The sequence below is a fragment of the Brevibacillus sp. 7WMA2 genome (genome assembly GCF_010748895.1).
In the GTDB taxonomy this organism is placed as follows: Bacteria; Bacillota; Bacilli; order Brevibacillales; family Brevibacillaceae; genus Brevibacillus_B; species Brevibacillus_B halotolerans.
The window spans coordinates 2,807,156-2,832,332 of the sequence record NZ_CP048799.1 but is presented as its reverse complement, the minus strand read 5'-3'; the positions used below and the strand labels follow the sequence as shown (position 1 = coordinate 2,832,332).

Sequence of the window (25,177 nt, the reverse complement as noted above, 5' to 3'; positions counted from 1 at the left end):
ATGAAGGGATGGAAAAAATGAATGCATTATGCGCTTGATTATTATGTAAAAACAGCTCCTTCTTATCAAACAGCAACTTCTATTTTTAAAGATGAGTGGATTAGTATTTTTCCTGCACAATATCAGGTTGAGGGGGGCTTTGCTCCTTTATTTGAAGATGCTCGTGCTATCTGGGCGATTGATAAATTAGGAGGAGTAGCAGGTAAATCGGTACTGGAGTTAGGACCGATGGAGGGGGCACATAGTTATCTGCTGGAAAAAAAGGGGAATGCCGCTAGCATTCTTGGAATTGAAGCCAATACGAAGTGCTTTTTACGTTGCTTGGTAACAAAAGAAGTAACTAATTTGCAACGTGTGCGTTACCTATGCGGAGATTTTGTTGAATTTTTAAAACAGACAGATCAGACTTTTGATGTTTGCTTTGCCTCTGGTGTCTTGTACCATATGGTCAATCCGATTATGGTGCTGGGACTATTAAAGGAACGATGCAAGAAAATGTACTTATGGACGCACTATTTTGATGAAAATATCTTACAGCATTCAGCTGATTATCGTCTGCGATTTAGCGGAAGCCAATCTGCTTCAGAATATGGCTTTGCTCACACATTATATCAACATAATTATTTGCAAGTACTCGATAGCAAACTGTTTATTGGGGGCACACTTCCTTTTAGCAACTGGCTCAGTAGACAGGACTTACTTGCAGGCTTAAACCATGTTGGTTTCCAGATAGACGCAATCAGCTTTGACGATCCGATCTATCCTAACGGTCCGGCTCTTGCCATAGTGGCAAGTGTTCGGGAGTAACGAAATGAATGAATAATTCAAATTAATAACCGGGGAAAATAGCATAACTCGTATGGTAGTAAGGCATCATACGAGAGGGCTTACTTCCTCGGTTTTTTATATGAATGAAAGCAGGGAGGAGAGGTGAAACTTTCCAGTCGTTTTGTTACAATTACTAGATCAGATGGTTAAAGGAGATTGGTATCATGCGTATTCTACTTACAAATGACGATGGCATTGAAGCATTAGGTATACGAACCCTTGCGGAAGCCCTTCTTCCTTTACAGGACCTTGAAATTTATGTGGTTGCCCCAAGCGAAGAGAGAAGCGGAGTGGGTCACGGTGTTACATTTCGTGAAGCATTAGCTCCTGCACCGCATGATTTTTATGGGTTACCAGTAAAGGCCTGGAGCGTAAATGGTAATCCTGCCGATTGTGTAAAGGCGGCCTATTACCTCTTATTTAAAGATCAGGAGCGTCCTGATCTTGTGTTATCAGGAATTAATGTAGGGGCTAATTTAGGAAAAGATGTTTACTATTCAGGGACATGTAGTGCAGCTCGTGAGGCAGTAATTTTAGGCATCCCGGCTGTTGCTTTGTCCTATGATAATTATCATAACCCGACAAGCTTTGGAGAAGTGGGAAAGATTATTGAACCTCTGCTAAAGCAATTTATGGAGCAGACGAAGCAAAAACAAATGCCTCCGAAAGTGTTCTGGAATGTAAATGTACCTGATTTGCCTAAAAGCCAGATAAAAGGCATCACTCCCGCTGTGTTAGCGTTTGATTTTTATCACGACGTCTACAGTCCTTCAGATTCAGGTTATTTTCTGGGGAGAGAGTATCCCGAACGCTTGGAAAAACAAAGTACAGAAGAGGATTTTCAACTATTAAAACAAGGATATACGACAGTTACTCCTATTCATATTGATTCCACGGATCGTAAATTATTGGAGCAAATGAAAGAGTGGCCACTTTTAAAAAAATAACCTAAGGGGAGAGTAAAACATGGCAGAAATGCAGATGCAATCCTTACTTTCTTTCCCTGGACCGTCTCCTGATGCTCAAACATCAGGGGAGGTTCTCTCTACAGATTTTTATGCTTCCCTATGTCAAGTTGTTCATGAGGAAGGCTATCCCTGTTTCGGGCGATTAAATGATCAGGGGGTAGCAGAGCTTTATCTGGTGTTTGAAGATATTGACGCTTTTAGTCAAGCAGTGGAGGGACTTAGTACGGTCGAGTTTCGCACGTATAAGGAGCAATTGCTTCTGATCGTATGGACAAAATATGATGAAAGTACTCCACTAGGATTCCCGCTTTCGTTTCTTCCGCATGTACCTGTTGAACGTACTTGGCTTCATGCATTGTTAGAGCAGCCCGATCTGGAGCTGTTTTTTTTAGCAAGGGAACAAGACCTGCTGGTTCACATCTTCACGGAAGTACTTACTCTTTCATCTACTGAAAGATCAGATGTGTATCAAATGCTACAGGAGCTAGATGCGCGCATTCACATATTAGAAGGAGCAGATGAACAAGAAGGTAGGAATGAGATAATTTCAAAATCTGCACTAGAGTTACCAGATGATCTATTGCTACAACAGGGAGAAGCATATGATTTTCTTTATCAGATTCATCTGCAAAAGCATCAGGATCAAGCAGAGCATGTCTTAATGGAGAGCTTGTATCAGGCCCTGCATATGCTAAGTCGGCATCCTGTCAGTCATATTCGAGAAGCGGACCTTCTTGTTTGGGTCTATGGGAATGAGCAAACGTTCTCGATCTATACAAGCCCTTCCTTACGTTCCATGTACCATACGCAGCAGGATGATCCGTTTTTGGAATTGTTTCGTCGGTTTCCTGCTTTTCAAAGCATTCGGGAAATATCTCCATTAAAAGAAGGCGCGTTTCCGATTTTTCAACGAGAAGCGGGATGCTTTTACCATCTGGAATTAAATCATGAGATGCAAAATAAGCTTGCTCGACTTTTTTCTCATATAGATCAAACAAGCGCGAATCCATTTGTCTAAACATACAGAAAACTAGACATGTTTCAACAAAGGATTAGACAAGCCAAAATGCGAAAAAGAGTAAAGATAAAAAGCGATGGGGGTGTAGGTAGTGAATTCTTCCCAACAAGGTAGTATCGCACTTATTTCTCAATCCTTTCAGGGTCTACAAAAAGAGGTGGAGCAAATCGCTCAAGCCTTGTCTCTTCGCACAGAGGGAGGAGTACGACTTTCTATGCCAGGAGAGACGTTTGCAAATACCTTTTGTGCTGACTTTACTCTTTGGGATTTGGCTGGCGTCATTACGCTGAAAAGCAAGCCGGGTAGATATGGTTTCAATCGTGACAATAGGCAAGACATTCCGCTAATTATGAGATTTTCAATCTCTTACAATTCGCCTAGGGATGCAGAAACCATTAAACAGAGGATTAACGAATATTTCTCATATGAAGCAGAGGTTCACTGGAATGTCGCTTCGACCGAGCAAACGAAGCAGATGGATTTAGCGGTTCATTTCGAGTATCAACCGCAACATGATATTATAGATGCATATATTCGTTATGTGTTGGGCATGATAACGGGACGAAATACGGCTGCCTAATTGTGGGCTGGAAAAAAGGGCGCTCTCTGAGAGGGTCCTCTTTTTTACGGATAGGAATAAGAAAGGACTGAATCTATTGGTAAAACGCCTATTTATTGCCTTGCATGTTCCGACCGATGTAATTTCATACATTGAGGCTGCTCAACAACAGGTGAAGCAGGAGCTTAAAGCTGAGCGATGGCAGCCTTTACATAATTTACATTTAACCTTGCACTTTCTCGGAGATGTTGATGAACAAAAAATTCCGGAGCTTAAGAAGGATATCCAGATTGTTAGTTCCATTATCCGTCCTTTTTCCTTGTCTATTGATCATTTTGGTTCGTTCCCCAAGGGAGGAAAACCACGAGTATTGTGGCTAGGACTGCAAGGGGATATAGAATCCTTGCAACAGATGCATCTCCTGCTGGGAAAACGCCTAGATCGTCATGAAAGCCTTCCGTATGACAAACGACCATATGAGCCACATGTAACCATAGCCCGCAAGCCAAAGTTGCATGAAGAGCGTTCCCTTCCATTAGCAGATTGGTCACAACGTTTTTTACCTCATCCCAAGCCTAGCTGGAAGGTAGAGGGAATTACCCTATTTCAGTCGGAGTTACGCCCAGAAGGAGCTATTCATACTCCACTATTCACCAGTTTATTAGGCGAAACAACGAATTTATAGAAAAAAACGCCGTTTTGCCGTTCAAATTTTCTCACCATCTGAATAAACTTAATAAAAACAGAAGATCACGAATGTGTGCGATCACAATGAGATGTCAGATGCTGAGAAAGCGGTGGAAATTCAAAATGAGTGAGTTTACTACCGGGGTGTTATATCCAAGACGATACGAAAGCAAACTGATTAAACAACTACCTGACTCAAAGCAACCGTATTTTCATAAGCGGCTAAACGATGAATGGAATGTATTTTTTCTGGAAGATGAGTGGGTACAGACGGCGGAAACCCTTCAATACCTATTGGATTTATCCAAGCTTGGAGTGGCTCTGCTGTGGTTTCATGATGCGGAGGACAGCGGTTGGGGCTTCCGATTATTTGAAGGCGGCTACGAGGTATCGTCTGCTACGATTAGCTATATTTTAGATATGGAATTAGCGGAGATAGAAATGAAGCGGAGATATCCAGATCTAATAGATCCAGATGATTATATGAAAGAAGAAGACCTACGCAAAGAGTACGATGAACTAATTGATACAATCATTACCTCACAGATATATCGCCAGGAAGTGCAGAAGGGATTATCTCGCTGTAAGCCACAGTTGTTCCGTTCCTTCTTGTCTCCCAAGCAAATTCAGCAACTCCATTCATTGTTTGACACAAACATTCTAGTCGAAATCGATTATGAAACGGGTAGCAGTCTACTGTATGATTCAGTGGATTTGTTTAAGGAAATCTTAGGGATTGAAGAAATGATGTGGGTTAATTATTCGTATTTAGCAAGCGGCGGAAGAGATAGTGGGTTGGCATGATGCTGTGTAAAAAAATAGGGATGAAGCTGATAATCTACCCAGTAAAAAGCAAGGAACAGAGGCTTTGCCGAGCAATGATACAGGCAAGGCCTTTGTTGCGTTCGCGTTTAACAACTACGGCGACCCATTGATGAACAAATGAGCCGCCGATAATCGTCTACGCCTCTGATGCAACAGGCTGAATCCATTGGGCAAAAATAGTAGGCAGATTAAGCAAGAGGAGTAGACGTTCTCCTTCTTGGGCAATTCCAGCTAAATTGGAACCATCTAAGCCTGCAACTACTGGTGGAGCCGCTTTTATGGAGGAAGGTGCAATTTTGGCTACTTCTGATACACCATCCACAACGATACCTGCTTCAAAGCCGTCTATTTTAAGTACGATAAAACGACTATCTTCAGTAAGCTGAATGGATGGTAGTCCAAACATTTTACGGATTTGCAAGATAGCAAGGATATTCCCGCGTAGATTAATGACACCTTCTACATACTCTGGTGATTTAGGAACCTTTGTAATAGGCATTGGCTTAACAATTTCCAGGACATTCTCCAATGGAAAACCGAACGTTTCATTACCCATGGTAAATAAGATATAAGAAAGGGCCTCGACATCGCTCTGAGATTGGTTGAGGCCTAGTTGATCTTGATTTAATTCCATGAGGCTTCCCCCTTTCTATTTTTCCTTCTAAAAGTATGTTTATTATATCATCTCAGATGGAATCTGGAATCGTTGCTTTTAGAAAAGCACAGTTTCATGGGCCGTGTATGATGTTCGATTCCATTAGAATTAATATTTGTAGGATTGATTAAATAAAAAATAATAAATATATATAAATATTTTTTAACGCAATGAAAAAGTTGGTTTTCCGGTCTACGAAAAGATTGTCGTGAAATAGCCAAATCCAATGTTTTTGTGGATTTCAGATAGAGAAATTACCGAAAAATACATTATTTTCCTAATCCATTGAAAATGGCATGGAGTTTTTTTACAAGCATCAAAAGTTGCGAGATTCTGGCTGAAAAAGATACTAGTACCTATTTTTCGCTGATCATTATTGTCGAAATATTTAAATATAAATAAAAGTTAATAAAGAATAAGCAAATACCATTTTTTTGAATTACAATATATGTATAATTAAATTATAAGATGATTGAAAAGTTAAAAGTGTTAGTTTTATTCTAGCGTAAAAAAGAGGTGAGTAATGAGCGGAAATTGCAGTATTTTGTCTATTTTGCAAACAATGAATTGGAAAGCCCCGAACAAACAATCATGAGTGAAACGTTCAAAATTGATTTAGGAGGGACTATTAGAATGTTTACAAAAATGAGTCTCGTGCGAGGAGAGAGGGAGCAACATTCACCTGACCAACAAGCCCTTGAGCTAACGAATGCAGAAAAATCTCTTTGGATCGCACATCAGATGAATCCAGCGTCATGCAATGAACCGCTTGGAGTTAAATTGAAAGGGGAAGTTTCTCTAATCCTCTTGCAGGAAGCTTTAGATCGAATTGTTCAACGCCATCCGGCTTTGCGAATGATCTTTATTTGTCAGGATGGAGAGAATCCACAAAAACTAATTTTACCTCAAGTGAATGTTCCAATCACTCCGCACGATTTTACAGCGATTTCACCGATAGAGAAAGAACATATGATTCAGGACACGTTAGAGCTTTTACGTATAGGACCATTTTCGTTGGAGGAAGGACCATTATTACGCCCTCATTTACTTAAAATAAGTGATGAAGAATATCTATTTTATGTTGTTTTCCACCATATCATTTATGATGGCTGGAGCTCTGGTATCTTCTTACGAGAACTATCCGCCTTCTATACAGCTTTAAAAAAGAAGGAACAAATTGCTCAAGACAAGCAGGACGATACAGTAATTGCTAAACTTATACAAGCTACTGAAATAGGAGCATTAGCTCATCATGAATCCGATACATACTGGGCAAATAAGATGCAAGGCTCTATTCCTTACGTGGGATTTTCCTCAGATCAATCTCCTGCTAAAGGCTTGACCTATCAAGGAGATTACATAAGCTGTATCATGGACTCGGCATTGATGAGGAAGGTTGAAAAAATCTCAACAGACATGCAGATAAGTGTGTATCGTGTTATGCTAACGGCTTATTTTATCCTTTTACATCAAATGACTTTGGAAGAAGATATCGTGGTTGGTATGCCTGTGAATCTGAGACCTAGAAAAGGCTTTGAGGAAATTTTTGGCTATTATATTAATACTCTTCCTATCCGTCTTTCTTTAGCTGATGTACAAGGTTATCATCAATTGCTCAAGCAAGTTGATCAAAATGTTAGAGAGGCCTTGCAGCATCAACATTATCGAAGTGAATCTCTGATCGAAAACACCGATTCAACTGAAAAGGGAGATAGACCAATCGTCTCTACGGTATTTAATATGGTAGGTCTTCCTACAATCGAATTTGAAGGACTTGAAGCAGAGGTAACTTATCAATTTAAACGTACTACTCTTTTTGATATTGTATGGCGAGTAGTTAAAAGCGAAGAGAAGCAATATATGATAGAGATAGATTTTAATACGGACTTATATCATTCGAATACAATTGAAAATCTACTTCAACGCTATATTCATGTATTAGAAAACTTACTTCAAAATCCCGAAGCATCACTACATACATTGCCATTTCTTATTGAACAGGATTATGAAATTTATAAGAAAATAAATCGCAATAATTTGGATTTTCCGACTGCAAAAACGTTGGATCAGCTTATCGATGATCAAGCTTCTCAATTCCCAGACCGCCTAGCCATTACTATGGGAGAGGAAGCTATTACCTATAAACAATTGCAGGATCGGACTAATCAGCTTGCTCATTATCTTCTTCAACATCATTTGAAGAAAAGTGAGCGGGTTGCATTATTAATGGATCGTCATATTGACACTATTATCGCCATGATAGCGATCTTAAAGGCAGGTGGAGCCTATGTTCCTATTGATCCAGATTTTCCTGCCGAGCGTATACAGTATATGGTTGCGGATAGCGAAGCAACCCATCTCATTACTAGAAAGAAATGGGCTCATAAGCTTCCGAATGATTTTGGATGCTGTTTATTGTGGGAAGAGATTCCAACAGATCTTCCTGTTGATTCAGTTGAAGCGTGCCATACTCCCGAGGATATTGCTTATATGATCTATACCTCAGGCTCGACCGGTAATCCAAAGGGTGTATTATTGTCCCATATTGGGGTTGTAAACTTAATTTATTCCTTAAAGGATAAGTACAAATATACAGAAGAAGATGTTTATTTACAGTTTGCTTCCCTTATTTTTGATGCCTCTGTGTGGGAAATTTACTCTAGCCTATTATGTGGTGGAAGACTTCACCTGCTTTCAGACCTAGATCGAACATCTCCAGAAAATTTTGTCCTGACCGTAAACAGCACCAAAGCAAATTATTGTGTTCTTCCTGTCATTTACTTTAAACAGCTATCGCAACTGCCTGAGGAGACTTTAGAGCAATTACATTCACTTAAGGCTATTTTTATTGGTGGTGAAACCTTATCCCCAGAAGCAGTACGTATGTGGCAGCGTAAGATAGGAACGAGAATTCTAATAGCTAACGCTTATGGACCTACAGAGGCTACCGTTTGTAAAACGATCTATGATATTACAGAATTGTTGCCAGAGGAGCAACAAAGCATCCCAATAGGCAAGCCTTTGGCAAACAGTGAAATCTTTATTTTGAATAAACATGACATGCTCTGTCCGCTAAATGTCCCAGGAGAAATCATTCTTGGAGGTGTAGGACTAGCAAAAGGGTATTTAAATCAAGCCGAACAAACAAAGACGGCTTTTGTTTCACTTGCTCTTCCTAACCAACTGGAGAAAAGGTTTTATCGCACCGGGGATATAGGGCGTATTCTACCAGATGGTAACTTGGAATTTATGGGGCGCATGGATCATCAGGTGAAAATTAGAGGCTATCGAATAGAGCTAGACGAAATTGAAACCGTATTATTACAGCATCCTAAGGTAAAGGATTCGGCTATTGTTGTCTACAAGGATGATCATGATCGTTCCAGATTAGTAGCCTTTTATATGACTGCTGATTCTGATGGAAACGTACCAGTGGATGAATTGGTAACCTATCTGAATCAAAGGCTACCTGTATATATGGTACCGGAGCATTTCTATACTCTGTCATCAATGCCTCTCTCACCTAGTGGAAAAGTGGATCGTAAGTCATTAGCTCAACAAGCTAGATCACTTATGACCACGGAGAGTAGAATATATATCTCACCCAATACGTCTACAGAAAAAGCTGTAGTAAAAATATGGGCGAAAGTGCTTCAAATAGAAGAAGCGAAAATCAGCATTAATGATGACTTTTTTGCACTGGGAGGTCACTCATTAATAGCTATTAAGGTAATCAATCAGGTACAAAAGCAATTAGAAGCCAAAATCGAGCTCAAGGATTTATTCCAGTATCGTACGGTAGAACGCCTGGCAGTATTTATCGACGAGCAGGCTACTACAAATACTGCTTATCAAGTAAGTAAGGATATAGATAAATTGCCGCACGTTATTGAACAGGAGCATTATACATTATCGAATGCTCAGAAAAGGCTATGGTTCTTGGAAAAATGGAATAATAGTGTAGGCGTGTACCATGTTCCGTTACAGATGAAAATCAAACCAGGCCTTGATCCTGATTTATTCAGACAAGCTCTAGAAATATTGATCAATCGACATGAGATTCTGCGTACTACATTTGTGGAATTTCAGGGCGAACCTAGACAGGTTATACACAATTCTTTTGAGTTAGCACTTTATCATAAGGACTTGTCTCATTTACACGAAGAACAACAGAAAGCCTTAATCGAAGAAGAGATAAGAAATGATATGAAAGCGCCATTTGATTTGTCTAATGGACCTTTATTTAGAATCACGTTATATTCGCTTTCGGATGAGCTAAGCCATCTCTATTTAAATTTTCATCATCTCATCACGGATGAATGGAGTATACAGCTACTCCTGCAAGAGTGCATGGAGGTTTATCAGGCTCAAGAACAAGGGAAGAAACCAAGCTTACAGCCTGTTGAGCGTCGATATATTGATTATGCAGAATGGCAGGAACAAAAGCTTAGAGAGGGCTATTGGAAAGCGGAAGAGGCATACTGGCTTGAACAGCTAAAAGGACCTTTGCCGGTTCTAGAACTGCCTTTGGATTTCATTCGACCTAAGGAACAGACCTTTGAGGGCGAAACCGTTGATGTTCCTCTTACTAAAAAGCTCACTCAGCAGTTAAAAGAAGTAGGGAAAGCTGAAAGTGTTACGATGAATATGCTATTATTGTCTGCTTATTTCAAACTATTAAGCCATTTCTCTGGACAAGAGGATATCATTGTAGGGACCCCTATCGCTGGGCGAATACATGAAGCGGTAGAGCATATTCAAGGCTTTTTTGTAAATACATTAGCTATCCGGATGAATTTCCAAGGTGTGGATACCTTACACCAGCTTATCCAAAAGGTAAAGGAGACCACCTTAGCGGCTTATCATCACCAGGCGTATCCTTTTGATAGTCTAATAGAGCTAATCAATCCTGATCGAATGGAAAATCAAACACCTATCTTTTCAACGATGTTTACCTACGAAAATGATCTGAATCTACAGCAGGGTGACTATCAATTAGAAGTGCTCCCATGCGATATCAATACGAGTAAATTTGATCTTTCTCTAGCCGTATATGAGAAGAATCAGCAATTACATCTAGCGTTTGAATATAACAAGGATTTATTTACACAAGATACCATTTCTCGATTTGCTGGTAGCTTGGAAAAAATCCTAGAAGCATTCATCAACCAGCGTTTGTCTGCTCCACATCTGCTGGATTTATTGACAGATGAGGAGAAACAACTGTATCAGGAAGTAAACGGTACAAAAGCTGCATATCCTTTTGAGCAAACGATTCAGGAACGTTTTTATGAACAAGCAAGCAAGTATCCTAGTAAAATCGCAATTTCAATGGGAGAGCAGTCTCTCACTTATGAAGAGGTAAACCACGCATCCAATCAGGTAGCTCATTATTTACGTTTTACCGGGATGAGACCGCAAGAGAAGGTAGCTATATTACTTGATAGAAGCATTGAGAGCATTATTGCTATGTTAGGTATCTTAAAGGCAGGAGGAGCTTATGTTCCAATTGATACGGGCTATCCAAAGGATCGTATTGAATATATCTTAGAGGATAGTCAAACCTCATACATGATTACAAGAGATGCTCACATGAAGGGATTATCACGTTATACAGGTGTCATCGTGCGCATGGAAGATGTGTATGAGCTTGGACAAACCAATCATGTGGAACCCTTAAATACTGCAGAGGATATAGCTTACGTCATTTATACATCTGGCTCGACAGGGAAACCAAAGGGCACATTACTGCGTCATCGTGGGGTTCTTAATCTGATTCAATGGAGGAAGGATCAATTTCAGGTAAATTGCGAGGATACTTTTGTTCAGTTTGCTTCCTTTAGCTTTGACACCTCTGTTTCTGAGATCTTTTCAGCCTTGTTGCATGGAGCTAGATTACACATTTTATCTGAAGATGAGAGATATTCTGTCAGTGCCTATGCTCTTGCGGTTCAAAAGGTTCAGGCTACAATCACGGATGTGCCAATTGTATTTTTCCATAACGTAATTGCTTCCTTGAGTAATACAGAAGCAGAAATGGTAAAAACGCTGCGTATGATGATGGTTGGAGGAGAAGCTCTGCCTGCTGAATCTGTACGAGCATGGCATAATAGATTTGGTCAGCAGACGTTGATTATCAACGAGTACGGCCCGACTGAGGCTACTGTTTCTGCAACGTTTTATCCAATTCATCGGATCGAGCCTGAGCAAAAAAATGTTCCAATTGGAAAGCCGCTTGCCAATACCAAGATTCACATTCTCCATTCTCAAAAAACGCCGTGCCCGATTGGAGCAATTGGTGAGATTTATATCGAGAGTGTTGGACTTTCACCAGGGTATTGGAATCAAGAGAAGAAAAATGAAGAAGTATTTATCTCAAATCCATTTACTCATGAGTTTGCAGATAGACTATATCGCACAGGTGATTTAGCTAGATGGTTACCTGACGGCAATATTGAATTCGTGGGTAGAAGAGATGATCAAATTAAAATTAGAGGTTACCGTGTAGAACTAGGTGAAATAGAAGAAACGCTTTTACAGCATCCATTGATCCATCAATCTGTTGTGCTGGCAGTAGATTCTGGAGCAGAGAAAGTTCTTGTTTCCTATTACACTACGAATAGTCAACAAGAAATCCAAGCCAGCGAGTTAAATTCCTATTTATCTGGAACGCTTCCAGAATACATGCTTCCAAGGCACTATATTCATCTGGAGGAACTACCGTTAACTCCAAATGGTAAAGTCGATCGAAAAAGCTTGATGCAGAACTCCCCGAATTTCGTGAAAAAAGAAAGAAGCTTTACTAAGCCTGAGACGGAGTTGCAAATAGAAATTGCGCAAATTTGGGAGCAGGTATTGGATGTGAAGCCTGTTGGACTAGAGGATGATTTTTTTGAGTTAGGTGGACACTCCTTAAAAATCATGCCAGTTCTGGTACAATTAAAGCCTAAATGTCCGATGATTCGAATTCAGGATTTTTTCAAATTCCGTACAGTTGCTAAGCTTGCTCAGTATTTAGAAGAAAAGCAAGAACAAAGCACCAAAAGCACACAAAGCATAGAACAATCTCCAATAGCTACCAAACCTGTAACGAATCAGATACAGAAGAAACGCGAAAAAGTGTCTAACATCACTGTAAATGTACCAAAAGGAGTTTTCCTTACAGGTGCTACTGGTTTCTTAGGTGCCTATATTCTAAAGGAATTGCTTGAAATACCTTCAATTCCTATCCACTGTCTCGTACGTAAAACGGGCGATGCCTCGATTGATAGAAAACTAGAGGACAAAATGGTGTTCTATTTTGGACAAGACGTTCTATCGCAAATGAAGGGTAGAGTTTTCACGGTGGAAGGTGACTTAAGTAGCAAGGGCCTTGGGATGGATTCTTTGGTATGGGATCATTTAGCCGGAAAGATTGATTCGGTTATTCACTGTGGAGGAGAGGTAAGACATTATGGAGATCGTGAGCATTTTCATAAAGTAAATCTTGAGTCTACAAATGAACTAATTCGACTATCGAAAAAATTAAAAGCGCGGTTCCATTACATTTCCACATTAAGCGTGGTTGGGCATTCTATCCACGATCCAGCAGAATTTATGTTTTATGAAACCGATTTTGACCGTGGTCAAGAGATAGAAAATGTCTATGTCGAAAGTAAGTTTTTATCGGAGAAAAGTGTAAGACAAGCGATGGAAGAGGGATTGGATGCAACCATTTACCGAGTAGGTAATCTGGTTGGACATTCTGTGACAGGTAAGTTTCAATATAACATTCATGAAAATGCATTTTACCGCTTGCTGAAAGCCATCTTCTTATTACGAGTTGCGCCTTCAATACCTGGCTACATGGATTTAACGCCTATTGATTATGGAAGCAAGGCTATTGTACAACTTTCGTGCCAGCTAGAGACAATCGGTGAGACGCTGCACATATGTAATCCAGCTCAAATTACCTGGGAGGATTTTATCCGTAATATACAACAAGCTGGATATCCGGTTTCTCTCATTCAGGCGGAGGAGTATATTCAGACTCTTTATCATGGAGATCTTTCTGACGAGCAACAGCAGGCATTAGAGTTGATTCTGCCTTCCTTAGAAGCTAGTGAAGGCATGTCTATTTCGATACCTGACTGTGCGCTTGTACAAGAATTTTTACAAAATACCGCCGTTGTTTGTCCAAAACCGACAGAACAACTTATAAGAGGTATGATCGAATATGCTGTAGAAGTAGACTTTTTTCCTGCAATACAGGAGACTATCTTAAAGTAGCAGTAGCAGTAGCAGTAGCAGTAACAGTAACAGTAACATAGCCACTTTTTACGGCCAATAAAAAGCGTGTAGACCTTTGTATCTGAGGGTGTCTACACGCTAAAGGCTTATCCATTTTAGAAAAAGGATAAGCCTTTTCTTTTTCTCTATAGATAGAGATTAGGCTCCACGGCAAAATCGAAGTCCTCAATATCATAAAATTGAATCGGAATCACATATTCCAGCAAACGATCCTGCCATTCGGTTTGATCAGTAATCAGAGGAACGTCCCATTTCATTGCTGTTAAGATTAATTCTGTTTCAATGGGGTCAAAAATCTCTCCCCACATGGCGGTATCCTCCGCTTTTACAACGGTAAAGTGAACAGTATCACTATGTTCAAAGGTAACAGTAGACCATGGTGCTACCAATGATTTTTCCATCATTTTACGTCGAAACGGATTGCTGAAATATTGGAGCATGTCACCAATAATTTCCCTTACCCGTTGCTCTTCTTCCGGGTCATGCATGATGGGACTAGAATTTCCGATAAATTCGTCCAGTTCACGGAGAGTAGAAGAAGGGATGAGATATTCGACAGGCTCGCTTGGCACTAGTAAATTGCCATATATAGCTAGCATGATGGCTTCAATCACAAATGGTTTCTTCACTTTTGTCTCCTCCTCCTTACTCATCCATCATACTGAAAAGGATGCTTGACAACAAGTGGAGTTACTCGTATGATGACAATATAAAACTTAAAAGAACGCAACTCTCAGTCAAAGGGGAGTAGCTTTTACAGCAAAGTCGTCATTACAGGATGTATATCCTCGGCTTTGTTGGCAACTGATCGTTGTTAGCAAGACCTTTGCCTATGTACAGGATATGTACGTAGGTAAAGGTCTTTTTTGTTGTCAATCATGACGTTTTCATGAAGAACCAGCAAAAGATCAAAGTAAGGCGTTCAAGGGTAAGATGAGCCCACGTGAAGGGCAGGGAGGGAAGAAATTATGTTTGAGACAGAATTTATTATTCAGTTACTGATGATCATTGCTATTGACATTTTGCTTGGTGGAGACAATGCAGTAGTCATTGCCATGGCAAGCCGAAACCTGCCGTTGGAGCAAAAGAAAAAGGCGATTTTCTGGGGAACAGGGTTAGCTGTAGTTGTTCGTGTAATTGCAACGATTGCAGCAGCTTATTTGTTACAAATTCCATTCTTATTTGTTATCGGAGGTCTTTTGCTGGTTTGGATTTCTTATAATCTATTGGTGGAAGATGGGCATGAAAAGGGTATCAAAGCTGGAAATTCGTTAATGGCAGCGATTCGAACGATTGTGATCGCTGATGTAACAATGGGAATTGATAACGTTGTAGCAATTGCCGGCACTGCTCATGGTAATATGTTGCTCATTATTATTGGCTTACTAATTAGTGTACCAATCATGGTATGGGGAAGCACATTAATCCTCAAGGCGATGGATCGCTATGCATGGATTCCTTATGTAGGGGCAGGAATTCTAGCCTTAGCAGCAGCTAAAATGATTACGCATGAGGCTCATCTACAACCGTTCTTCGATGCGAATCCTTGGATAAGCTATCTACTGAAAGGCGTTATTATCGTAGGAGTAATCGTAGCTGGTTACTGGCAACGTAATCGGATGGCGAAAAAAGCCAGGGCCAACCAAATTATGCATGAAGAAAAGAGTTCTCATCATGAAGTAAATATCGGATCGTAAAAAGAATGCCGGATCGTAAAAAGTAGCCACAGGAGCAGTCATGCTCCGTGGCTCTTCTATTTTTTGAAAAAGGGAGTGTTGTCTAGGGGGTCCGAGTCTGCCATTCACTGCGTAACATCCCCATTTTGATAGAATCATAATATGCACCACGGACGATTCTTGCTTGTCGTATTCGCCCTTCCTCTTGCATCCCACATTTTTGGGCTAGACGCATCATCCGTTCGTTGCCTGACCATGTCGAGATTCCGAGACGAACCACATCCATTTCAGTAAACAAATAATCAATCCACGATTGAAAAGCAACGGTTCCGTAACCGCCAGACCAATAAGATGAATCATAAATGACAATGCCTATCTCGCACCAATTAGTCGCTTTGTCTACCCAGTAACGACCTACCGTACCTTTTAGCTCTCCATTGATTTCAATCACTAGATTCCTGCGGGGAATAGTTGTGTTTACTAGGAGTAAATCCTCATGATACCGTTTTTCGTATTCCTCTACAGGTACATAGTCAACAGGCTGATAAGGCCCATTCCAATTTTGAAACTCCCGGTCAATAGCCGCGTAGTTATAGTGCCAGATGAGGGGGATATCCTCTGGTTGAAGATCGCGAAGAATCATATTTTGGAGGGCAGGATTTTTTATTTGTACATACATGTTTGTTCCTCCTATCCAGCATTCGGAAAAATTTTTTTGCAAAAGTGATAATCTTTTATCATTATAAGATAGAGAGCTAATAGAGCAAAGTCAAAAAAAATACCGGCTTATGCCGGACCTGAATAAAGACAAGGGTCTCTACTCTGAAATGACACTATGGTTGTTACTGCGGGTAAACCAGCGAAAAGGATTAAGTGACCATCTGCTTTCATAGCGGTTGGAGCGTTGCTTACGACGTGTCAGGCGCTGATGCATGAGATCCATTTCAAACGTCACACGGCGCATTTCCAAACGAAGAGCCTCTTGTTTCTCTTCAATTTCAGCGATTTTTTCTAATATAGAAGCCTGCAGCTGTGGCAGCGTGGATAGTTGACTTATTTCTTTTTGGAATTGAAGAAGTGTATCCTGTACGGTTATTTCAACCTCTCGAAGGGCATTTGTAAGAGGCTGACTAGGTAATGCTTTCGATCCGCTAACCTGTGTCTCCCCGTTTGCTGCTACTTCATTATCTAAGATTTCAACAGGAAGGATGCCTTCCTCCAGCATGTCCCGCTGAATCTCTTTTAGGGAGCTGTTCCCGGAATCTTTGCGTTTTTTTGCTTCTTGCAGCAGCGTGAAACCATCTGTGCTAATTAAATAATGTCCCTGTGGATTTTTTTGTCGTTGGCTTGTCGGTACGAATAAGTCTAGCCAATTACGCAAGGTCCGAACATGCAGGTCTAACTTTTCCGCTACTTCTTTAGAAGCCATCCAAGTATGCAGCATTTGCTTCATGTGATCACTCTCCAATCGTAATTCCTCAAAGCAGATTTTTAGACATTTGTGACCAGCCAAAATACAACAGGACAAAGACGTGCTGAATAGATGTTGGTTCCATTTTCTACAGGTATTATAGCACCTATTTTTCCCGGAAAAAGGCAATCGACAAAGGTTCTAAAAACTAGTGATCTTTCGGCGAATTTGGACAAGTATAGGGATGGATGTCTAGCTTTGACAAGAACAGAGGAGCATAACTATCTATCAGTAAGCGTAAAATGAATCAGATCAACAGTTTGTCCGATTGTGGATAAGGAAGGCAGGGCATGAAATAATGTGGCATCCTCCAATATCAATTCTGTTGTTACTGGTTTGCGCTGCTAGTTTGCTTGGCAGTTTTACCATCTGTTTTCGCAAACAGTGGTCCGAGCAGGCATTATTTGTGATGATTAGCCTAGGAGGCGGCATTTTACTTAGTTTAACCGTTTTGGATCTTCTGCCACATGCAATGGTAGAAGATGCACATCAATTTCTGCCACTGGTATTGGTAGGCTTTATGCTACTATTCCTACTAGAAAGCATTCGACACGACCAAGGAAGGCCACATACGAATAACCTGATCGGCATAAGCTTTGGATTTTTTATGCATGCCTTTTTTGAAGGTTTTTCGATCGCAGCAGGATTGGATAAGGATGCAGGTCTTGCTTTTCCATTACTCATAGCGCTTATCCTGCACCGATTGCCTGATGGAATTACGGTATCCTCACTATTGCTAGCAGCTACAGGTAAACGTGGAATGGCCTTGCTTGGGGGACTTGGTTTATGTGGGGCTACCATTCTTGGAGCTATGACCTTGCGTCTGGCCGGACATTGGATTTCCGAAGCATGGACGAGTGCGGGACTAGCTTTGTCAGCTGGGGTATTTTTATATGTAGCAGCGAGTCACTTAGTCCCTCTTATACAAAACCGAAATTATCCTAAATTAAGCCTTTATTTTTGTGTATCTATGCTACTTTACATGGTTTTTTCACTTTTTTTTCATACACATCCTCACTAAATGACGAATCAAACTACTAGCGATAACTCGTAGAACAAGCTAATATAAGTTATAATGTTTGGAGTATGTTGGGAAAGAAAGGGGTTTTTACATATGAATTTATTGCAAGGTAAAAATATTTTGGTTATGGGTGTAGCGAATCATCGCAGTATCGCGTGGGGAATTGCCCAGTCCTTGTCGAAAGCGGGAGCGAACCTGATTTTCACATATCAGGGAGAGCGATTGAAAAAGAATGTAGAGGATTTGGCTGCAACGTTGGATCAGCCTGAGCAGCTATTGTACAACTGCGATGTGACCAAGGATGAAGAGGTAGCAGCATTATTCCAATCTATTAAAGAAAAAGTAGGAGTATTGCATGGCATCGCTCACTGTATCGCATTTGCTAAAGGGGAAGATCTAAGCGGTGAATTCGTTGATACCTCCCGTGACGGATTTGCGTTAGCACATGACATCAGTGCGTATTCTCTGGTAGCGGTAGCTCGCGAAGCTCGTCCGTTAATGACAGAGGGCGGTAGTATTGTTACGTTGACATATCTTGGCGGTGAGCGTGTAATCTCCAATTACAACGTGATGGGTGTAGCTAAAGCGGCTCTCGATATGAGTGTACGTTATTTGGCAAGTGATCTTGGCAAAGATAACATTCGCGTAAATGCGATCTCTGCTGGTCCAATCCGTACATTAGCTGCAAAAGGGATTAGCGGCTTTAATGCGATCATCAAAGAAATTGAAGAAAAGGCTCCTTTACGTCGTACGATTGATCAAACAGATGTAGGCGACACTGCTTTATTCTTAATGAGCCATATGTCTCGTGGTATTACTGGTGAAGTACTACATGTTGACGCTGGCTACAATATCATCGGTCGTTAAGCTAGACTACTAAAAGAACCCCCTATGGATTGCCGTGAAAGTAAAGTTCAGTTCTGCGCTTAGAACAAAACCTTATGCCGGCTAGCATAGGGGGTATTCTTTATCGTAACATGGTTCTATTCTGGTTCTTTTTTTCCTCGCCCCATCTCCGAAACAAAGCGGGACATACGTGTTTTACGACCGAATCTCTCAGTAGGTACACCAATAAATAAATCATGTCTTGCACGTGTAACAGCTACGTACATGAGGCGACGCTCTTCCTCGATAGCGTCCTTGTTCCCTTGGCGTGCTTGATCCATAGCAAAATCATGAGGGATTGCCCCTTCTACCACATCCACTAAGAAGACAGTATCGAATTCTAAGCCCTTTGCTCGATGAATACTTAGCATCTGTACGGCATTGTGATTGTTTTGTGGCTGCTTGCGCCATTCAGCTTCCTTTTTTATCATCTCATCAATATAAATGAGGAAATCTTGAATGCTAGTATGACGTTTCGCTGACACCAATAACTGACGCAATTCATCTGTGGAGCGTTCCTGATCCCGTTCTGGACGATCTTTATCACGCTTTTTTACGTAATCACGTAGCTTAAGGTCCTCATAAATCGTTTCAAGTGCATGAACGGGAGTAGCGTTATATAAGCTATGTAGCGTATCTATTACTTTACGCATTTGCGCCCGTTGAAAGGTTTTTAGATGGGTTAATTCGGGAAGCACGGTTAACTGCGAACAATTATTTAAGATCGATTGACTTCGAATATCGTTCCAAACGGTTGGTGATAGATAAAGCGTAGGCAATATTTCTCGCAGCGCCGATTCATTTTCACGATCTACCACCAGTCGCAGGTAACCGAGTGCCCAGCGAATCACTTGTTTGTTATAGAAAGGCTCATCCTCTCGTGTAAAGGAGAATGGAATATCTGCCTCGCTCAGACGTTCTAGCAAAGGGCGTGTAGACTCGTAGGTACGAAACAACAGCGCAAATTGGTGAGGCTCTGCTCCATTTTCTATACGCAGCTTAATTTCATCCACGATCCGGGATGCTTGTTCCTCTTCATCCGCTGGCTGGAAGAGGTAGCAAGAGCCTTCTTCCCGGTGAAATGACTTTAGTTCCTTTTTCCAGCGAGTACGATTGTTCCCGATCAGGGAGTAGCCAAGACCCACGATAGAAGAGCGAGAACGATAGTTTACTTCTAATGAAATGGTCTTTGCATTAGGATAGTCAGCGGTAAAACCAAGAATATAGCGTGGATCACTGCCCCGAAAGCCATAAATAGACTGATCATCGTCTCCAATTACGCAGAGATTGTTTTCAGGAGCAGCCAGTAACTTTACTGTTTCATATTGAACGCGGTTAATATCTTGGAACTCATCAATCATAATGTATCGGATGCGTCCCTGATACAACGACAAGATATGCGGATCGTCTTTTAGCATTTCATAACAGCCAATTAGCATATCATCAAAGTCAAACCAACCGTGCTGTTTTTTTAGCTTTTCGTAGAGAGGGTATAGTTCCTGTGCTTGCTTTTCTTCCGGACTGTCCGCTGACAATAGCTGGGCATCGGAAGTGGTGATATATTCATTTTTCCAACGGCTTATGATACTCAAGACTGCCTCAAAATCCGACTCCTTGACTATCGGATTCTCCATCTGTGCAATAGCGCCAGTTTCACGTAAAAATTTACGCTTTTGCCATTCTTGCTTTAACAAACGTTGCTGATCCCAGCGTTCAGGCTGATGAAATAATAACATTCGGTAAAATAAGCTATGGAAGGTACCTGCAATCAAAGCTGATGCCTGATGGGAAGGCAAAGATTTCATTAAACGATGTTTAATTTCTCCGGCTGCTTTGGTAGTAAAGGTGACCACCATGATAGAGCGTGGGTCAATATTCATCTTTGTAATTAAATGGGCAGTACGGGCAGTCATAACACGAGTTTTGCCACTGCCAGCACCTGCGAGAATTAATAAGGGCCCCTCGGTACAAGTAACAGCCTGCTCTTGTGCAGGATGTAGATCTGAATGATAACGTTCTTCCAATACCTGTGTGCGTTGTTTTGGTGCAATCAGGGTACGGAAGCTTTTAACAGGTGTAGTGGGCGCCTGTGTCACAGCCGTTGCTGGAGGTGTAATGCTGCGTCCTTTAGGTAAGCGAAAACCACCGACTATTGAATCATTGGATTGATCATGATTAGCAGAGGCTTGTACAGATTCCAGACCTGATGCTGATGTAGACTGTTTTGCTTTAGTTGTACTATTGCTGCTCGCAGCTGCTAATTCTGTCGTGACCAACGCTTGTTGTAAGTAGCTATCCAGTTCGTCTAGTGAACAGGGAGCAGTATGTACATGAGTAAAAAATGGCTTACGGCTTATGCCAGCAACGATCTGAACAGGTTGTCCACAAACAGGGCATGAGAGTTCCCCTTGCTTCGCATACATGCGCCAAGTGGGAATTTTTGCATAGTTGTCTTTGCGTAACAAAAGCAACTCATCATTGTACTTGGCAATATTCAATATAGATTCACTCCTATACAAACGGAAATGTCCCTCAATGATAGAGGGACATTCCAGTTATCAGGCTTGCAATAGGATATCGCCAGACGAATCTTCTTGTGCTGGCTCTACTTCAAGCTGTTCAATGGCAATTCTATTTATTCGGTGGTTATCGAATTCTGTAATCGTAAACTTAAAGTTATTATAGAGAACAGACTTTCCAGCCGTCACTTCTTCACTTAATTGGCTGTATACCCAACCTGCAATTGTATCCACATCATCGGAAACCAGCTCGATCGGCAAGATATCATTCAAGTCGGTGAGCAATGTTTTACCAGATACCGATAAAATATTTTCCGCTTTGGTCTCAATTTCAGGACGCTCAAATGTATCAAATTCATCCTGAATTTCGCCTACGATCTCTTCTAGGATATCTTCCATGGTAATGAATCCAGCAGTACCACCATATTCATCAATGACGATTGCGATCTGTGAACGGCGCTTTTGCATCAGTCGCAGAACGTGGCTCACTTCCATGGACTCTGGTACCGTTAAGATAGGACGCAAAAAGTCATGCAAATTAGCTTTTCCTTCTGTGAGAGCTGCTAGATAGAAGTCTGAAGTATGCACAAAACCAATGATTCTGTCTTTGTCGTTATGAGCGACAGGAAAACGAGTATGACGTTGATCACGAATCATTTGCAGGTTTTCCTCAAAGGTATTGTCATCATATAAGCAGATCATGTCAATTCGTGGAATCATGATTTCACGTGCAAGACGTTCGGAGAAATCAAAAACATTATCCACAAGCTCCATTTCTTCGACATCAATGTGACCGCTTTTGTGACTTTCATTTACCAACAAACGAATTTCTTCTTCTGTATGGGCCGTCTCATTTTCAGAAACTGGCTGAATGCCCAAACGGCGCAATAAAAAAGTTGCTGCACCATTCAGTACCCAAATGATTGGATAACTGATTTTGTAGAAGAACATGAGCGGAGCAGCCACCAGTAGTGAGGTTGATTCCGCTTTTTGGATGGCGACCGACTTTGGTGCCAATTCTCCAAGAACGATGTGCAAAAAGGTAATAATACCGAATGCAATCGCAATGGAAATAGAGTGTAAAAGAGCCTCAGACGCAATCCAGTGACCAAGGAGTGGTTTGACAATCAGATTGCCAATCACTGGTTCCCCGACCCAGCCAAGTGCCAAGGATGCGAGTGTAATCCCCAATTGGCAAGCGGATAAATAAGCGTCTAGTTGTTGTGTTACCTTTTGCGCGTAAACGGCGCTTTTGCTACCTTCGTTAACCAATTGGGTTAAGCGCGTTTGACGCACTTTTACCAAGGAAAACTCGGCTGCAACGAAAAATCCGTTTAAAAGAACCAACAGGATAGCTACAAATACTTGGCCTGCTATTAACAGTAGGTTCGACGGATCTATCGGTATACTGTCCAAATGGTTTCTCCACCTTCTAGCTTGTAGAAAGGGAGAACTCACCTCCATCTTTCGTTGAATTTATATATGATGTTGTAGATTATGAACGTTTGGACAAAAGATGACATATTTAAATGCCAAGGAAAATAGAAAGTTTATATAAATTGTTTACACATTAGTATACCAGCAGGTGAATTGGATAGTCAAAACCAGATATCTCTAATCTTGGCAGGAAAAAGCTGCAAGCATCGCTGTGGCTCCTTTTTTCTGGAAATCATGCATGTATTCATTCATTCTGCCCCATTTTTATGCATGGAAAGCAAATGCTCCAGCTATGGTGAGCAAACACCCTAAATGCCTGTAGAGTGTATTAGCATTGGCATCATGATAGCAGGGAACAGATCAGGACTGACTGATGTAGTCTTGGATATACTACGGTAAAAAAGCAAAGAAAGGGTTGGACGAATTGTCGCAGCCCTTGTATGGCATTATACAAACATATTCACATGCAGCTCAATTTGGGGCAAGCATGATTGGCAGCAATGCCCTCATTTAATATTGTCGACTTCAGCTTTATAAAGGAGCTATTATTCGAAAACGAACGGTTAGAATCTATTTACCTACAGATAGGGTCAATTGCATACCTGAACTGTGTAAGAAATGAAAGAGGTTACCTACAGATTTGTGAAAAGGAAGATTACCATACAAAATAAGTCTAGCTAGGTACTTCGTATGACTTTCTGGAGACTGGACGGGTCTTTTATCCACAGGGAAGGCTTGAGTATTCTTTCGTAGGAAATCAATTTGGTATATTACTTCAAAATGGATACATATTTGCTTGCTAAAATAGATGTGAAATGTGCTAAAAATCCCCCCGCCTATGTAGAGTGAAATTCGTTTATGTTATGATAAAAGAGCTGGTTTAATGCCTTATTTACCAGTTTGTTGATGAGGTTTGCTTAAATAATCGGCGATTTCAGCTAATTTATGTTCCGCTGCCGCCTTTATTGCCCGGGGAATCAAGAGATCTTCTTGGGATGTTCGTAAGGCCGTCTTCAATTTTAAATAGGGGGAACCAATTTTTATCGTTTCCTCGTTTTCACATTCCTTGGGGACTGTATGACGGGTGGGAATCTGGAGATTATAGGTCATCCCTGTTGATGAATCGTAGATCATTGCGTTATAGGTGGGTGAATCTTGGCTCTTGCTCCGATGAAAACCTTGCTCTAAAAGCGTCTTTTCTACATACCACAATGGCTGGATCATACCTACTAGAGTGTTACATTCAAGTTGCACGAAGACTCCCTCCTTGCTTACTTTCCGGTTATAACTTCAGTTATATGTAAGCGCTCATTTTTTCAGACTGCTTTTTCTATAGATTAGGAGCCATTTGGGATTTTATCTATAGAAGTAAGTAAAATCAAGTTTAAGTTTTCTAAAATTGGGGTGATTGATGATGGAGATTTCATGTGATTTACATACCCATACGTTGGCATCTGATGGAACAACGACACCAGCAGAAAATGTTCAGCTCGCGAAAGAGGCAGGCCTTAACGCCGTTGCTATTACAGACCACGATACAATAGCAGGAATAGCAGAAGCGATTCAAAAAGGGATGGAGCTAGGAGTAGAAGTGGTGCCCGGTGTTGAAATTAGTACTGCCCACGAGGGAAAGGACATTCATATCCTTGGCTATTTTATTCCGTTTGAAGACCCAGCTTTTCATGAAGCATTAGCACAGCTACGTGATGTGCGTCATCTGCGTAATCTGAAATTGATTGCGCGACTTCAGGAGATTGGAGTAGATATTACGGTAGAGGATGTCTATCGGCGCAAAACCTCTGATGATAAAAATATAGGTCGTCCACACATTGCAGAGGAATTGGTCATAAAAGGGCTTGCTACATCCATTGATGATGCATTTCGGAAGTATTTGGGAGAAGGTGGCGCCGCTTATGTAAATGTAGAGCGGATCGAACCATTGGAAGCAATCAACATGATTAAGAAAGTTGGTGGTGTGGCAGTTATTGCTCATCCTGGCTTATATCAGAACAACGAATTGGTAGAAGAGCTAATTGTGTATGGGCTAGATGGCATCGAGATCAACCACCCTGACAATTCAGAAGATGATAAGGCAGTGTATCGACAATTTGCAGAAGAATATGGATTGATTGTGACGGGTGGCTCTGATTTTCATGGATACCGTGGGAATCAGACATTTCATGCACCACTGGGAGCCTATGGCACATCTAGTGATGCTGTTGATAAAATGCGAAGACTAGCAGCGTTACGACAACAAAAATAAATCATATCCGCTATGAAAATAAAAACACGCAGGAGAACAGAGGATTGTCCCGCGTGTTTTTTGTTTGGATAGTTCA

Annotated in this window: 18 protein-coding genes and 1 riboswitch; of the genes, 11 read left to right on the top strand and 7 right to left on the bottom strand. The window is 41.0% G+C overall.

Features of this window, described 5'->3' with window-relative positions; all coding sequences use genetic code 11:
• Positions 1–21 precede the first annotated feature (21 nt).
• From GOP56_RS11545 to GOP56_RS11520, 6 genes are all read left to right on the top strand, one after another.
• Positions 22–807 carry a class I SAM-dependent methyltransferase gene (locus GOP56_RS11545; RefSeq protein WP_163245668.1) on the top strand — a complete coding sequence of 262 codons (786 nt, stop codon included), beginning with the start codon at positions 22–24 and terminating at the stop codon, positions 805–807.
• A 185-nt stretch (positions 808–992) separates the two neighbouring features.
• Entirely contained in the window at positions 993–1,775 is a 783-nt protein-coding gene (gene surE, locus GOP56_RS11540; RefSeq protein ID WP_163245667.1) for a 5'/3'-nucleotidase SurE, read from the top strand.
• Positions 1,776–1,794: 19 nt separating this feature from the next.
• The gene (locus tag GOP56_RS11535) at positions 1,795–2,814 is read left to right on the top strand and encodes a hypothetical protein (protein WP_163245666.1); all 1,020 of its coding nucleotides are present in this window, start codon (positions 1,795–1,797) and stop codon (positions 2,812–2,814) included.
• 91 nt (positions 2,815–2,905) lie between these two features.
• The gene (locus GOP56_RS11530) at positions 2,906–3,394 is read left to right on the top strand and encodes a hypothetical protein (protein WP_003340034.1); all 489 of its coding nucleotides are present in this window, start codon (positions 2,906–2,908) and stop codon (positions 3,392–3,394) included.
• A gap of 76 nt (positions 3,395–3,470) precedes the next feature.
• Positions 3,471–4,058: an RNA 2',3'-cyclic phosphodiesterase gene (gene thpR, locus GOP56_RS11525; protein WP_003340032.1), complete on the top strand. Its 588-nt coding sequence runs from the start codon at positions 3,471–3,473 to the stop codon at positions 4,056–4,058.
• Between the two features lie 125 nt (positions 4,059–4,183).
• The gene (locus tag GOP56_RS11520; protein ID WP_003338768.1) at positions 4,184–4,864 is read left to right on the top strand and encodes a hypothetical protein; all 681 of its coding nucleotides are present in this window, start codon (positions 4,184–4,186) and stop codon (positions 4,862–4,864) included.
• Positions 4,865–5,021: 157 nt separating this feature from the next.
• Here GOP56_RS11520 and GOP56_RS11515 read toward each other — a convergent pair whose 3' ends face one another.
• The gene (locus GOP56_RS11515) at positions 5,022–5,519 is read right to left on the bottom strand and encodes a chemotaxis protein CheW (RefSeq protein WP_003340028.1); all 498 of its coding nucleotides are present in this window, start codon (positions 5,517–5,519) and stop codon (positions 5,022–5,024) included.
• A gap of 654 nt (positions 5,520–6,173) precedes the next feature.
• On the opposite strand from GOP56_RS11515, the gene GOP56_RS11510 reads away from it, so the two are divergent.
• Positions 6,174–13,808 carry a non-ribosomal peptide synthetase gene (locus GOP56_RS11510; protein ID WP_163245665.1) on the top strand — a complete coding sequence of 2,545 codons (7,635 nt, stop codon included), beginning with the start codon at positions 6,174–6,176 and terminating at the stop codon, positions 13,806–13,808.
• A 146-nt stretch (positions 13,809–13,954) separates the two neighbouring features.
• Here GOP56_RS11510 and GOP56_RS11505 read toward each other — a convergent pair whose 3' ends face one another.
• Positions 13,955–14,458 carry a hypothetical protein gene (locus GOP56_RS11505; RefSeq protein ID WP_003338771.1) on the bottom strand — a complete coding sequence of 168 codons (504 nt, stop codon included), beginning with the start codon at positions 14,456–14,458 and terminating at the stop codon, positions 13,955–13,957.
• 101 nt (positions 14,459–14,559) lie between these two features.
• Positions 14,560–14,645, top strand: a riboswitch (yybP-ykoY riboswitch).
• Positions 14,646–14,797: 152 nt separating this feature from the next.
• Here GOP56_RS11505 and GOP56_RS11500 point away from each other — a divergent pair.
• Positions 14,798–15,526, top strand: a complete 729-nt coding sequence (locus tag GOP56_RS11500) for a TerC family protein (protein ID WP_163245664.1) — start codon at positions 14,798–14,800, stop codon at positions 15,524–15,526.
• An 82-nt stretch (positions 15,527–15,608) separates the two neighbouring features.
• Here the strand turns inward: GOP56_RS11500 and GOP56_RS11495 are convergent, their stop codons facing one another.
• Together GOP56_RS11495 and GOP56_RS11490 are read right to left on the bottom strand one after the other, a co-directional pair.
• Positions 15,609–16,184 (bottom strand): GNAT family N-acetyltransferase, encoded by a 576-nt coding sequence (locus GOP56_RS11495; protein ID WP_096888290.1) that lies wholly within the window; start codon positions 16,182–16,184, stop codon positions 15,609–15,611.
• A gap of 138 nt (positions 16,185–16,322) precedes the next feature.
• Positions 16,323–16,958 (bottom strand): hypothetical protein, encoded by a 636-nt coding sequence (locus tag GOP56_RS11490; RefSeq protein WP_003338775.1) that lies wholly within the window; start codon positions 16,956–16,958, stop codon positions 16,323–16,325.
• A gap of 316 nt (positions 16,959–17,274) precedes the next feature.
• Between GOP56_RS11490 and GOP56_RS11485 the strand changes: the two genes are divergently transcribed.
• Together GOP56_RS11485 and fabI are read left to right on the top strand one after the other, a co-directional pair.
• Positions 17,275–17,997, top strand: coding sequence for a ZIP family metal transporter (locus GOP56_RS11485; protein WP_003338776.1), 723 nt, complete (start codon positions 17,275–17,277; stop codon positions 17,995–17,997).
• Positions 17,998–18,090: 93 nt separating this feature from the next.
• The gene (fabI, locus tag GOP56_RS11480) at positions 18,091–18,864 is read left to right on the top strand and encodes an enoyl-ACP reductase FabI (RefSeq protein WP_003338777.1); all 774 of its coding nucleotides are present in this window, start codon (positions 18,091–18,093) and stop codon (positions 18,862–18,864) included.
• Between the two features lie 116 nt (positions 18,865–18,980).
• Here fabI and GOP56_RS11475 read toward each other — a convergent pair whose 3' ends face one another.
• The 3 genes from GOP56_RS11475 to GOP56_RS11465 form a co-directional block, all read right to left on the bottom strand.
• A complete protein-coding gene (locus tag GOP56_RS11475; RefSeq protein ID WP_163245663.1) occupies positions 18,981–21,380 on the bottom strand; it encodes a UvrD-helicase domain-containing protein in 2,400 nt (799 codons plus the stop codon).
• A gap of 60 nt (positions 21,381–21,440) precedes the next feature.
• Positions 21,441–22,817 carry a hemolysin family protein gene (locus GOP56_RS11470; RefSeq protein ID WP_163245662.1) on the bottom strand — a complete coding sequence of 459 codons (1,377 nt, stop codon included), beginning with the start codon at positions 22,815–22,817 and terminating at the stop codon, positions 21,441–21,443.
• A 909-nt stretch (positions 22,818–23,726) separates the two neighbouring features.
• Positions 23,727–24,092, bottom strand: coding sequence for a hypothetical protein (locus GOP56_RS11465; RefSeq protein WP_003340013.1), 366 nt, complete (start codon positions 24,090–24,092; stop codon positions 23,727–23,729).
• 157 nt (positions 24,093–24,249) lie between these two features.
• On the opposite strand from GOP56_RS11465, the gene GOP56_RS11460 reads away from it, so the two are divergent.
• Entirely contained in the window at positions 24,250–25,101 is an 852-nt protein-coding gene (locus GOP56_RS11460) for a PHP domain-containing protein (RefSeq protein ID WP_082457730.1), read from the top strand.
• Positions 25,102–25,177 lie beyond the last annotated feature (76 nt).

Excerpts from the sequence above, each read along its gene's own strand:
- GOP56_RS11545 (WP_163245668.1), top strand. The coding sequence starts at position 22 with ATGCATTATGCGCTTGATTATTATGTAAAAACAGCTCCTTCTTATCAA.
- surE (WP_163245667.1), top strand. The coding sequence starts at position 993 with ATGCGTATTCTACTTACAAATGACGATGGCATTGAAGCATTAGGTATA.
- GOP56_RS11535 (WP_163245666.1), top strand. The coding sequence starts at position 1,795 with ATGGCAGAAATGCAGATGCAATCCTTACTTTCTTTCCCTGGACCGTCT.
- GOP56_RS11520 (WP_003338768.1), top strand. The coding sequence starts at position 4,184 with ATGAGTGAGTTTACTACCGGGGTGTTATATCCAAGACGATACGAAAGC.
- GOP56_RS11515 (WP_003340028.1), bottom strand. The coding sequence starts at position 5,519 with ATGGAATTAAATCAAGATCAACTAGGCCTCAACCAATCTCAGAGCGAT.
- GOP56_RS11510 (WP_163245665.1), top strand. The coding sequence starts at position 6,174 with ATGTTTACAAAAATGAGTCTCGTGCGAGGAGAGAGGGAGCAACATTCA.
- GOP56_RS11500 (WP_163245664.1), top strand. The coding sequence starts at position 14,798 with ATGTTTGAGACAGAATTTATTATTCAGTTACTGATGATCATTGCTATT.
- GOP56_RS11495 (WP_096888290.1), bottom strand. The coding sequence starts at position 16,184 with ATGTATGTACAAATAAAAAATCCTGCCCTCCAAAATATGATTCTTCGC.
- GOP56_RS11490 (WP_003338775.1), bottom strand. The coding sequence starts at position 16,958 with ATGAAGCAAATGCTGCATACTTGGATGGCTTCTAAAGAAGTAGCGGAA.
- GOP56_RS11485 (WP_003338776.1), top strand. The coding sequence starts at position 17,275 with ATGTGGCATCCTCCAATATCAATTCTGTTGTTACTGGTTTGCGCTGCT.
- fabI (WP_003338777.1), top strand. The coding sequence starts at position 18,091 with ATGAATTTATTGCAAGGTAAAAATATTTTGGTTATGGGTGTAGCGAAT.
- GOP56_RS11460 (WP_082457730.1), top strand. The coding sequence starts at position 24,250 with ATGATGGAGATTTCATGTGATTTACATACCCATACGTTGGCATCTGAT.